The 10,510-nt window shown below is 66.7% G+C and carries 10 protein-coding genes; 6 read left to right on the top strand and 4 right to left on the bottom strand.

Features of this window, described 5'->3' with window-relative positions; genetic code table 11:
• From BTH42_RS01335 to BTH42_RS01320, 4 genes are all read right to left on the bottom strand, one after another.
• The coding region (locus tag BTH42_RS01335) for a cobalamin B12-binding domain-containing protein (RefSeq protein WP_256701690.1) at window positions 1-671 on the bottom strand (671 nt) is incomplete at its 3' end.
• Between the two features lie 167 nt (window positions 672-838).
• Window positions 839-1,771, bottom strand: a complete 933-nt coding sequence (locus tag BTH42_RS01330; RefSeq protein WP_075294967.1) for a LysR family transcriptional regulator — start codon at window positions 1,769-1,771, stop codon at window positions 839-841.
• 300 nt (window positions 1,772-2,071) lie between these two features.
• Window positions 2,072-3,157, bottom strand: a complete 1,086-nt coding sequence (locus BTH42_RS01325; protein ID WP_075294965.1) for a porin — start codon at window positions 3,155-3,157, stop codon at window positions 2,072-2,074.
• Between the two features lie 484 nt (window positions 3,158-3,641).
• Window positions 3,642-4,163: a hypothetical protein gene (locus BTH42_RS01320; protein ID WP_075294963.1), complete on the bottom strand. Its 522-nt coding sequence runs from the start codon at window positions 4,161-4,163 to the stop codon at window positions 3,642-3,644.
• Window positions 4,164-4,763: 600 nt separating this feature from the next.
• On the opposite strand from BTH42_RS01320, the gene BTH42_RS01315 reads away from it, so the two are divergent.
• The 6 genes from BTH42_RS01315 (at window position 4,764) to BTH42_RS01290 (ending at window position 10,144) form a co-directional block, all read left to right on the top strand.
• Entirely contained in the window at window positions 4,764-5,789 is a 1,026-nt protein-coding gene (locus BTH42_RS01315) for a bile acid:sodium symporter family protein (protein ID WP_075294962.1), read from the top strand.
• Between the two features lie 372 nt (window positions 5,790-6,161).
• On the top strand, window positions 6,162-7,148 hold the full coding sequence (locus BTH42_RS01310; protein ID WP_075294960.1) for a LacI family DNA-binding transcriptional regulator: 987 nt from the start codon (window positions 6,162-6,164) through the stop codon (window positions 7,146-7,148).
• Window positions 7,145-8,479, top strand: a complete 1,335-nt coding sequence (locus tag BTH42_RS01305) for an AGE family epimerase/isomerase (protein WP_075294958.1) — start codon at window positions 7,145-7,147, stop codon at window positions 8,477-8,479. Before BTH42_RS01310 ends, BTH42_RS01305 begins: the two co-directional genes overlap by 4 nt.
• Complete coding sequence (locus tag BTH42_RS01300; RefSeq protein ID WP_075294971.1) at window positions 8,479-9,387, top strand: carbohydrate kinase; 909 nt, start codon at window positions 8,479-8,481, stop codon at window positions 9,385-9,387. The genes BTH42_RS01305 and BTH42_RS01300 overlap by 1 nt, the downstream gene beginning before the upstream one ends.
• Window positions 9,388-9,555: 168 nt before the next feature.
• Window positions 9,556-9,783: a hypothetical protein gene (locus BTH42_RS01295; protein ID WP_075294956.1), complete on the top strand. Its 228-nt coding sequence runs from the start codon at window positions 9,556-9,558 to the stop codon at window positions 9,781-9,783.
• Window positions 9,784-9,898: 115 nt separating this feature from the next.
• Window positions 9,899-10,144 carry a hypothetical protein gene (locus BTH42_RS01290; RefSeq protein WP_075294969.1) on the top strand — a complete coding sequence of 82 codons (246 nt, stop codon included), beginning with the start codon at window positions 9,899-9,901 and terminating at the stop codon, window positions 10,142-10,144.
• The last annotated feature ends 366 nt before the right edge of the window (window positions 10,145-10,510 follow it).

Here is a 10,510-nt window from a genome sequence, read left to right as displayed (position 1 = left end):
GCGGCTTCGGCGGCTTCGGCGGCTTCGGCGGCTTCGGCGGCTTCGGCGGCTTCGGCGGCTTCGGCGGCTTCGGCGGCTTCGGCGGCGGCGGCTTCGGCGGCGGCTTCCGATCGCGCTTCCGCTTCACCGCGCCGCGATAAGCGCTGCGCATTCAATTCACCGAGCCACTTATCCACCGGCGTCGGCCGCGCCGCCTCCGCCGCGCGCGCGCCTTCGACGCAGCGCGCGATCATGTCGTCGATCATCCCTTGCAGGCCGAGCCGCTGGCCGTCGTGCGGCGAGTAGATTTTCTCGACGCCATCGCGTTCGAGCGCGGCGATCTCTTCGGGGACGATCACCCCGCCCCCGCCGCCGAACACCTTGATCCGCTCGCCGCCGCCGGCACGCAGCAACTCGACCAGGTAGCGGAAATATTCGTTGTGGCCGCCCTGGTAGCTCGACACGGCGACGCCGTCGGCGTCCTCATCGAGCGCGGCGGCCGCGACTTCGGCGACCGAGCGGTTATGGCCGAGGTGGATCACCTCGACGCCGCTCGCCTGCAGGATGCGCCGCATGATGTTGATCGACGCGTCGTGGCCGTCGAACAATGCGGCCGCGGTGACGAAACGCAAACGCCGCCCGGCGGGCAGCTCGTGGCTGCCGGCGCGCTGCGGCGTGGACAGATCGGTCATGTCTCCCCCAGTTCATCTAGCTGATGGGTGTTGCCGATCAGTATAGCTAAATGGGGTATGGCGGCAGTGAGCCGCTAGCGGGCGTCCGGTGGCCGGATCGCGCGGCGGTTGGCGGCGCATTGCATAACCGCCAAAGCCGCCAAAGCCGCCCAAGCCGCGCCGCCCCGCTACCGCACCGCCAGCGCCTTGATCTGCTCCAGCGACGGCCACAGCGCCTCATTCGCAAAACGCGCCGCCAGAAAGTCGACGAACGAGCGCACCTTCGCGGACAGATGCCGCCGGCTCGTGTACATCACGTGGATCGGCAGCTCGCGCGGCGGCACCTCGTCGACCAGGAGCGGCACGAGCCGCCCTTCGGCGAGATCGCTGCCGATCACCTCGGTGCCCAGCACCGCGATGCCCGCGCCGTGCAGCACGACCACCCGCAGCGCTTCGAGCTGGTTGACGATCAGATTGCCCGACAGCCGCACGCGCGACGACGCATCGCCGGTCGCGACTTCCAGCGCCGACACGCCCGCGTATTGCAGATAGTTGTGGCGCGCGAGATCGGCGACGTTCTTCGGCGCGCCGTGCTGGCGCAAATACGCGGGCGACGCGCACAGCACCAGGTGCGCGGTCGCGATCTGCCGCGCAATCAGCGACGACGACTTCAGCCCGCCCGGCGACGCGCGAATCGCCACGTCGAAGCCCTCGTCGATCAGTTCGACGACCCGGTCGGACAGCGTCATATCGACGGTGACCTGCGGATACTGCGCGGCGTAGTCGGCAACCGCGGCCATCACGTGATTGAGCCCGAACGCCGACAGCGACGACACCCGCAGCCGCCCCTGCGGCACCACGCTCGCCGCGCCGACCGCCTGGCCGGCTTCGTCGAGTTCGGTGAGCGCCTGGCTGAGCCGCTCGTAGTACTCGCGGCCCGCCTCGGTCGGCGCGACCCGGCGCGTGGTGCGGTTCAACAGGCGCGCGCCGAGCTGCTGTTCGAGATGCATCACGTGCTTGCTCGCCATCGCGGCCGACATCTCCATCCGCTCCGCCGCGCCGACGAAGCTGCCGGCCTCGACCACGTGGCGAAACACTTTCATGCTGACGAGGGTATCCATGTCGGTCGCTCGCTCCGGGAATCAATCGCCGCCATTTTGCCGGGTTTATCAAGATATGGTGAGCAAAGTGTGGCGAGCGGGTGATTGAGCATGCCGAGCCACAAGGGCGCGTGGTTGAGGCAGGAATGGATGAGCCGCGCGTGGCGAACGAACCGCCAGGCAGCGATGAGCCACGCGTGATAAGCGAACCACCAGGAATGCACGGCGCGCGCCCGCCAGAAACGACAAAGCCCGCGCTCCAGCAAAAGGAGCGCGGGCTTCGCGTTTGGGGATCTCAAGCGGCTCGGGCCGCCGCCGCGCTTAGAACTTCGCGCGCAGCCCCGCGCCGTACGTATTGCCGCTCGACTGGCCGGTGAACTTGTCGTACATGTACGCGGCGTACACGTCGGTGCGCTTCGACAGCGGGTAGTCGTAGCCGAGCGCCGCGGTCTGACGGGTCTGGTTCAGGCCGCCGCTGTTGCGCGAATACGCATACGACGCCATCACCGAGCCCGGCCCGAACGGCACGGTCACGCCGCCCTGCCCGGTGTTCACGTGCCAGCTGGTGACCTGCTGGTTGTTGTACGTGTACATGTACTGGCCGTACAGCTTGACGAACTTCATGTCGTACGACACGCCAGCCTGCGCGACGCTCTGGCTGCGCAGACCCGGCACGCCCGAGGTCTCGAAGCTGCCGAGGTCGCCCGGGGTGTTGTTGAAGTTCACGTACTGGTACACCGCGGTCGCCGCGAACGGGCCGTGGAAGTACAGCACCTGGCCGCTCCACTTCTTCGCGCCGTTCTGCGTGGTGTTGCCGAGCGCGTACATCGCGGTCGCCGACAGCCCGTTGAAGTTCGGCGACGCATACGACACCGCGTTGTTCCAGCCCGAGTCGCCGGTGACGCCCTGGTCGGTCGTGTAGGTCGGGAAGGTGCCGAGGCCGAGGTACGTGTGCGCGACCATCGGCGAGAACACGTACGAATCGATGAACGGGTTGAACAGGATCGTCGACACGAACAGCGGCGTCGTCAGACGGCCGGCCGTCACCGTGCCCCACGGCGCCTCGATGCCGACGTACGCGTTGCGCGAGAACGTGGTGTCGCCGTCGAAGCGGCCGTACGAGCCGGTCTGCGCGCGGAAGAAGCCTTCGATCGTGAAGATCGCCTTATAGCCGTTGCCCAGATCCTCGGTTCCCTTGAAGCCCCAGTACGAGGTCGACATCCCGCCGCCGGAGACGACCGCCGCCGACTTGCCGCCCGGGAATTTCTGCGAGCCGACCCATTCGTCGACCTGGCCGTAGAGCTGCACGCTCGATTGCGCGAACGCCGACGACGCGCCGACCAGCACGGCCGCACACGAGCCGGCCTTCAGGGTGAACTTCAGCGCGCTGCTGAGGCTTGTATTCATGGGATCTCCAATGCTTTGTCAAAAGGGTGTGGCTGTGCGACAGGGGGCGCTCGCGCGAACCATTGTTGTTATCCGGTCGACGGCCGAGCCAATCTGGGCTGGGACATCTTTGCGGATCATTTTTATGAACAAAAATATCGCTGCTTATTGCCGGTATATCGATCTGAATAGATTCGCCGGTTATCGGCCTGATATGAGCGCTTGCGAATACGGAATGCGGGCATCGGGCGGCTGCGCGAACGCGCCGCGCCATGCCGCGAACGTCAGGCGGACCAGCGTGGAGACGACTCGAATAACGCCCGGATGATGCGACGCGGCAGAATGCCAAGATTTGACGCCGGCGGATACTGCGATGCCGAGCGTTTTCAAAAAAGTGTGGCGTCGATACGTCAGATTGGGGAAATCCGACAGATCAGGAGAGCGAATGGAAGAAAGCGAAGCGCAGTCGCGAAGCGCGCACGGCTTCGCGGTACACCGGCTTGAGCTAATTGCGGTACGGCGACCCTTCGGGCTGGCGCGGATCGTCGTTCGGACGCGGGAACGCTCGGCCGGGGCCGCGCTCTTCGTTATAGCGCGCGACGTCGGCGCGGATCGAGCCGTTGCGCATCGGCACGTTCTGCTGTGAGCGCGGCACCGGCCGCGTTTCCGCGCTGACCGGCGTGATCACGCCCGGATACGGGATGCGGCCGCGCTCGCCGGCGCGCTCGACCGGCCCACCGACCCGCCGCACACCCGACTTGGACCCGTTGAAGCCGTAACTGTAAGTCGCCTCGGCGATACCGCCGCCGCGCGAAGTGCGTGGCTCACGGAAACCGCGCTCGGCGGCCATCCCGTCATAGGGGCCGCCGCCACGCATCTGCATGTGCATCGCGCGGTCCGCGCCGCCGCGCCCATACGCGCCACCGCCGCCGTGCGGCACGCCCGCCCCTTTTGCATAGGCGAACGAACACAGTACGGCGATGATCGCGCCCCACGCCCAGTGCCTCGTTCTCGACAACCCGTCCACCTTGTGACTCTCACGCCCGAAGACTTGCCTGAAATCCACCGTTCGAGCTGCGATGGACCTGTAGCGGGACTGAAGTAAAAAGTGCCGCGCAACTGTCGCGGCGCCGGGTATCCCTGCGGCCATTGAACGGTAATTTATGGGCGCCGGCAGAGGGTGTCGAGCCAAAAAGTGTTATGCCTCGTCGGTGGATGTAACACCTTGTTACTGCGACGTTTTTCTACGACAGAGGCCTTGCGTGAAGCGGCCTGGAGCGCTTGCGTGACGCGGCCGAAACGGCTTGCCGGCGGGCCCGCGCGCCGCCTCGGAACGACTCCGCGAAATGCGTAAAAACCACCGCTAGCGTTAGCGCCCTCATAACGGGCTGGCCCCACGCACGACTGTCGCCAATACTGAATGCTGCACTCACGCGCAAGCGCGTCGGAAGGCCAAACTAAGCGCACCGTCCATGCGCTCCAATGCGCGTTATGCATTAATCGATTCGGCAAATGAATTTGCCTATTTAATCGATTTTCGACAACAATAGCCGCTTTCCATCAACGGCCCGGGCGCCGAACAGGCCCGCACCGTGCTAATTCCGCGTCATCGAATCGAGATTCCGCTATGGCCCGACCGAAATTCCTGCCCGATAACTTCACCCTGTGCCTGATCGCCACCGTGATCCTCGCCAGCCTGCTGCCCGTGCACGGGCAAGCCGCGGTGGGCTTTAACTGGGTAACCAATATCGCGGTCGGCCTGCTGTTCTTCCTGCACGGCGCCAAGCTCTCACGCGAAGCGATCATTGCGGGCGCGACGCACTGGCGTCTTCATCTGGTGGTGATGCTGAGCACGTTCGCGCTGTTTCCGCTGCTCGGCCTCGCGCTGAAACCCGTTCTTTCGCCCCTTGTGACGCCGTCGCTCTACGCGGGGGTCCTCTTCCTCTGCACGCTGCCGTCGACGGTCCAGTCGTCGATCGCGTTCACGTCCATTGCCAAGGGCAACGTGCCCGCCGCGGTATGCAGCGCGTCCGCGTCGAGCCTGCTCGGCATCTTCGTGACCCCAGCCCTCGTCAGCCTGATCGTCACGAATCAGGCGGCGAGCGGCGGCGCCTCGCCGTGGCACACGATCGGCAACATCGTGCTGCAATTGCTGGTGCCGTTCATCGCCGGCCAGTTGCTGCGTCCGCTGATCGGCAAGTGGATCGAGCGCAACCGCGGCGTGCTGAAGTTCGTCGACCAGGGCTCGATCCTGCTGGTCGTGTACGGCGCGTTCAGCGAAGCGGTCAACGAAGGCCTGTGGCACACCATTCCGTTGTCGGCGCTCGGCGGCCTCGTGGTGGTGAGCGCGGTGCTGCTCGCGCTGGCGCTGGCCGCGACGATCTTCGTCAGCAAGCGGCTCGGCTTTAACCGCGCGGACCAGATCACGATCATCTTCTGCGGCTCGAAAAAGAGTCTCGCCGCCGGCGTGCCGATGGCCAAGGTGATCTTCGCGGCGCATGCAGTCGGCGCGATCGTGCTGCCGCTGATGCTGTTCCACCAGATCCAGCTGATGGTGTGCGCGGCGCTCGCGCAGCGCTGGGGCGCGCGCGACACCAGCGGCGAGAACGAGAGCGGCGCCACGCGCCCGGCCGCCGCGGTCGCGCGGCGGTGACCCTCCCCGCGATCCCAACAGGACATTCATAAGCGCCCTCCCTGAGCGTCGTTTGTTCGAGTGAAAAAAGCCGCCTCGCGCGGCTTTTTTCTTTTGGGCCGCGCGCGTCGACATGGAGGTTATTTCACGCGCAAACGGCGCCGCTGTCGCCTCGGCCGGATGGGATAGGACGATTCCTGGCGGCTTCCGGCCCGCGCTTTTCGGACATTGTTTAGTCTCTTTTACTAAACAAGAAATCGACCTGTAAGCCTTGAAGATACGGGTATTTACGGGTGTCGACGCAGGCTTGGTCGGACTGTTTCGCTGGCGTTTTACTATACAATCGCCCGAACCTGAACTGCCAAGCCGCGCCCCGCGCGGCAGTCTGATTCGATGGCTACAACCATCCGCGACGTCGCCCGCGCGGCCAGCGTTTCAATCGGCACCGTGTCGCGCGCGCTGAAAAACCAGCCCGGCCTCTCCGAGGCCACCCGCGAACGCGTGGTCGAAGCCGCGCGCCAGCTCGGCTACGACCCGGCGCAACTGCGTCCGCGCATCCGCCGCCTGACCTTTCTGCTGCATCGTCAGCACAACAACTTCGCGGCCAGCCCGTTCTTCTCGCACGTGCTGCACGGCGTCGAGGACGCGTGCCGCGAGCGCGGCATCGTGCCGTCGGTGCTGACCGCCGGTCCGACCGAGGACGTGATCCACCAGATGCGCCTGCACGCGCCCGACGCGGTCGCGATCGCCGGCTTCGTCGAGCCCGAGACGCTCGCCACGCTGGTCGCGATGCAGCGCCCGCTGGTGCTGATCGACCTGTGGTCGCCGGGCCTGCGCTCGGTGAATCTCGACAACGCCGCCGGCTCCCGGCTCGCGATGCGCCATCTGTTCGAGCAGGGGCGCAAGCGGGTCGCGTTCATCGGCGGCTCGCTCGCGCATTTCAGCATCGCCGAGCGCGCGCTCGGCTACCGGCGCGCGTTCTTCGAAGCGGGGCTGCTATTCGACCCGTCGCTCGAAGTGACGATCGACGCCGGCCTCGACCCCGACACCGGCGCCGCGCGCGCGATGCAGCGTCTGCTCGACGCGCCCGGCCCGGCCCCCGACGCGGTGTTCGCGTTCAACGACGCGGCCGCCCTCGCCGCGCTGCGCGTGTGCCTCGCGCGCGGCCTGCGGGTGCCCGACGACATCGCGATCATCGGTTTCGACGATATCCCCGCCGCCGCCCACGCCACCCCGCCGCTGTCGACGATCGCCGTCGACAAGGACGCGCTCGGCCGCCGCGGCGTCGAACTGCTGCTCGAAGAATCGCCCGCCGAGCTCGAAGTCCGCTTGCCCGTTCAACTCGTTGCCCGTGCCAGTACTTTGGTGAAAACGCCATGACGCAATCCGCTCCGCTTCACCCTTCCGGCGACGCCGCGAAGGCTCCGCCCGTCGCCAGCTTCCGCAGCCGCGACTTCCTGCTCGGCCACGTCGAGGACACGCTGCGCTTTTACGCGCCGAACGTGTTCGACCCGAGCGGCGGCTTCTTCCATTTCTTCCGCGACGACGGCTCGATCTACGACCGCACCACCCGGCACCTCGTGAGCAGTTGCCGCTACGTGTTCAATTACGCGATGGCGTATCGCCAGTTCGGCGATCCGAAGCATCTCGAGTACGCGCGCCACGGCCTGCGCTTTCTGCGCGACGCGCATTGGGACGCGCAGCACGAGGGCTACGACTGGGAGCTCGAATGGCACGACGGCAAGAAGCGCACGCTCGACGCGACCCGCCACTGCTACGGTCTCGCGTTCGTGCTGCTCGCGTACTCGCATGCGGCGATGGCCGGCATCGAGGAAGCGAAGCCGATGATCGGCGCGACCTTCGAGCTGATGGAACACCGCTTCTGGGACCCGGCCGCCGGCCTCTACGCGGACGAAGCATCGGCCGAATGGCGGGTCAGCTCGTATCGCGGCCAGAACGCGAACATGCACACGACCGAAGCGCTGCTCGCCGCGCACGAGGCAACCGGCCACCTGGTCTATCTCGATCGCGCGGAACGGGTCGCGACCAATATCACGCTGCGTCAGGCGAAGCTGTCGCAGGGGCTGGTGTGGGAGCACTTTCACGCGGACTGGTCGGTCGACTGGCATTACAACGAGGAAGACAGCTCGAACATCTTCCGGCCGTGGGGCTTCCAGCCCGGCCATCAGACCGAGTGGGCGAAGCTCTTGCTGATTCTCGAACGCTTCCGTCCGCTGCCGTGGCTGCTGCCGCGCGCGATCGAACTGTTCGACGCGGCGATGACCCACGCATGGGACGAAGATCACGGCGGCCTCTACTACGGCTTCGGCCCGGACGGCACCGTGTGCGATCACGACAAGTACTTCTGGGTGCAGGCCGAAACCTTCGCGACCGCCGCGCTGCTCGGCAAGCGCACCGGCAACGAGCGCTTCTGGGACTGGTACGACGAGATCTGGCGCTATAGCTGGACGCATTTCGTCGATCACAAGTACGGCGCGTGGTACCGAATCCTCACGTGCGACAACCGCAAGTACAGCGACGAAAAGAGCCCGGCCGGCAAGACCGACTATCACACGATGGGCGCGTGCTACGAGGTGCTCGTTCATGCGCTCGGCGACGAGACGGGCGCGGCGGACGCCGGCGCGGATGCGGCGAACGCAGCGGCAAACCTCGCGACAAACCCGGCGGCGACCCCAGCGGAGAAAGCATGATGAGCGCGAGCACCGAACTCCCCGTTTTCGTCTCCGCCGGCGACATCCTCACCGACCTCGTGCGCACCGGCGCGTCGCAATGGCTATCGCGCCCGGGCGGCGCCGGCTGGAACGTCGCGCGCTGCGTCGCGCGGCTCGGCCTGCCGACCGCCTGCGCGGGCTCGCTCGGCGTCGATAATTTCTCCGACGAACTGTGGGACGCGAGCGTCGCCGCCGGTCTCGACATGCGCTTCATGCAGCGCGTCGAGCGTCCGCCGCTGCTGGCGATCGTCCATCAGACCCATCCGCCCGCGTACTTCTTCATGGGCGAGAACGGCGCCGATCTCGCATTCGATCCGGCCAGGCTGCCAGACGGCTGGATGCAGCAGGTGAAGTGGGCGCACTTCGGCTGCATTAGCCTCGTGCGCCAGCCGCTCGGCGACACGCTCGCGGCGCTCGCCGCGCAGTTGCGCGCGCATGGCGTGAAGATCAGCTTCGATCCGAACTATCGCAATCTGATGGAGCACGGCTACGAGCCGACGCTACGCAAGATGGCCGCGCTCGCGGACCTGATCAAGGTCTCCGACGAAGACCTGCGCCTGATCTTCAAGACCGACGACGAAGCCGCCGCGCTCGCGCAACTGCGCGCGCTGAATCCGGCCGCCACCGTGCTGGTCACGCGCGGGCCGGAGACCGCGCTGCTGATCGACGGCGCCGCGCTGATCGAGGCGAAGCCGCCGCGCGTCGAGGTGGTCGATACGGTCGGCGCCGGCGATGCATCGATCGGCGGGCTGCTGTTCAGCCTGATGAGCGCGCCGCAGCGCACGTGGCCCGAGCATCTGGCGTTCGCGCTGGCGGCCGGCGCGGCGGCCTGCGGACATGCGGGCGCGCATGCGCCGACGCTCGACGAAGTGGTCGCGCTGCTGTGAGCGTCGTTCAAGCCCGCTGTGCCGGGCTGTAACTCTGCTGCCTTGAGGCGCGCGTAGCGTGGCGGATGTCGAAGCCGCCGCGCCGCGCGACGCCGCTGTCACGCTCAGCCGAATCCGCAACGCGGTGCTAGGATGAAGATTCAATTCCTTGCGAAAAGGAGCGAGGCTATGGAAGACGTCACCTACACCAAAGGGCTCTACACGGCCACTGCATCGATCAGGGACGTCGGCCAGGATGCCTGGCAAGGCATCGTCACCCTCGCGCGCGACGAAGGCGAAGGCACCGATCAGGAAACCACCGTCTATGAAGTCGAAGCGACGTCGTCGACGCCGCTAGAAGCGCTCGAAGAAGCCAAAGCGCTCGCCCATCGTATCCTCGGGGAACTCGAACTGTAGGCCGGACTTTGCGCGGCGCGCGGCACGTTTGCAGGCCCGCGCGCAGGCGCCGAAGCGGGCGGCGGCTACTGCGCCGCTGCCGGATCGGCCGGAGCGGCCGGCTGTGGAGACGATCATGGATGAACAACTGTTCCAACACGGCGTGTATTCGATACACGTGCGCCCGCTCGAACTGAACGGCGCACGCTGGGACGCCGAATACGAAATCCGTCAGCGCGATAAAGCGGTGAAAACGTGGACCACGGTCGGCGGCGACGCCGGCTATGCGGACGAGGCCGAGGCGGTCGCGAGCGCGCATCGTCAGGCGGTCGACGATATCGATCACGGCGCGGGGATTCCGAAGCCGCAGGCGTTTCCGTGAGCGGTGAGGGTTGAAGGGCGCGTGCCCGCGGATCGGACGATGCAACCCGGGAAGCGGGACTCGATGCGTGCGCCCGCTCGATGCGCGCACCGCGACGCCGCTGACGCGTGCCGGCCATCCCGCAACCCGGCAATCCGCTGAACCTGTCTGACTCACCGCGAGAATCCGGCGCGGCCGCAGCACGTTGCGTGCGTCGCTCAACGTGCCCGGCACACTCGCGCGCCTTGCGCTCCCGGCGCTTAACTCCCCGGCGCCGAACGCCGTGCTACGCTGTCCCCCTTTTTTATTTCCCCGAGCGCCGCGATGGCCAGCGAATCGTCCGACCGTGTTGCGAGGCCTACCGCCACCGGCGCCACCGCCCCCACC

This window comes from Burkholderia sp. SRS-W-2-2016 (assembly GCF_001931485.1).
Taxonomy (GTDB): Bacteria; Pseudomonadota; Gammaproteobacteria; order Burkholderiales; family Burkholderiaceae; genus Paraburkholderia.
This window is presented reverse-complemented; position numbering and strand designations above follow the sequence as displayed.

Excerpts from the sequence above, each read along its gene's own strand:
- BTH42_RS01310 (WP_075294960.1), top strand. The coding sequence starts at position 6,162 with ATGGCTACAACCATCCGCGACGTCGCCCGCGCGGCCAGCGTTTCAATC.
- BTH42_RS01295 (WP_075294956.1), top strand. The coding sequence starts at position 9,556 with ATGGAAGACGTCACCTACACCAAAGGGCTCTACACGGCCACTGCATCG.
- BTH42_RS01305 (WP_075294958.1), top strand. The coding sequence starts at position 7,145 with ATGACGCAATCCGCTCCGCTTCACCCTTCCGGCGACGCCGCGAAGGCT.
- BTH42_RS01330 (WP_075294967.1), bottom strand. The coding sequence starts at position 1,771 with ATGGATACCCTCGTCAGCATGAAAGTGTTTCGCCACGTGGTCGAGGCC.
- BTH42_RS01290 (WP_075294969.1), top strand. The coding sequence starts at position 9,899 with ATGGATGAACAACTGTTCCAACACGGCGTGTATTCGATACACGTGCGC.
- BTH42_RS01315 (WP_075294962.1), top strand. The coding sequence starts at position 4,764 with ATGGCCCGACCGAAATTCCTGCCCGATAACTTCACCCTGTGCCTGATC.
- BTH42_RS01325 (WP_075294965.1), bottom strand. The coding sequence starts at position 3,157 with ATGAATACAAGCCTCAGCAGCGCGCTGAAGTTCACCCTGAAGGCCGGC.
- BTH42_RS01300 (WP_075294971.1), top strand. The coding sequence starts at position 8,479 with ATGAGCGCGAGCACCGAACTCCCCGTTTTCGTCTCCGCCGGCGACATC.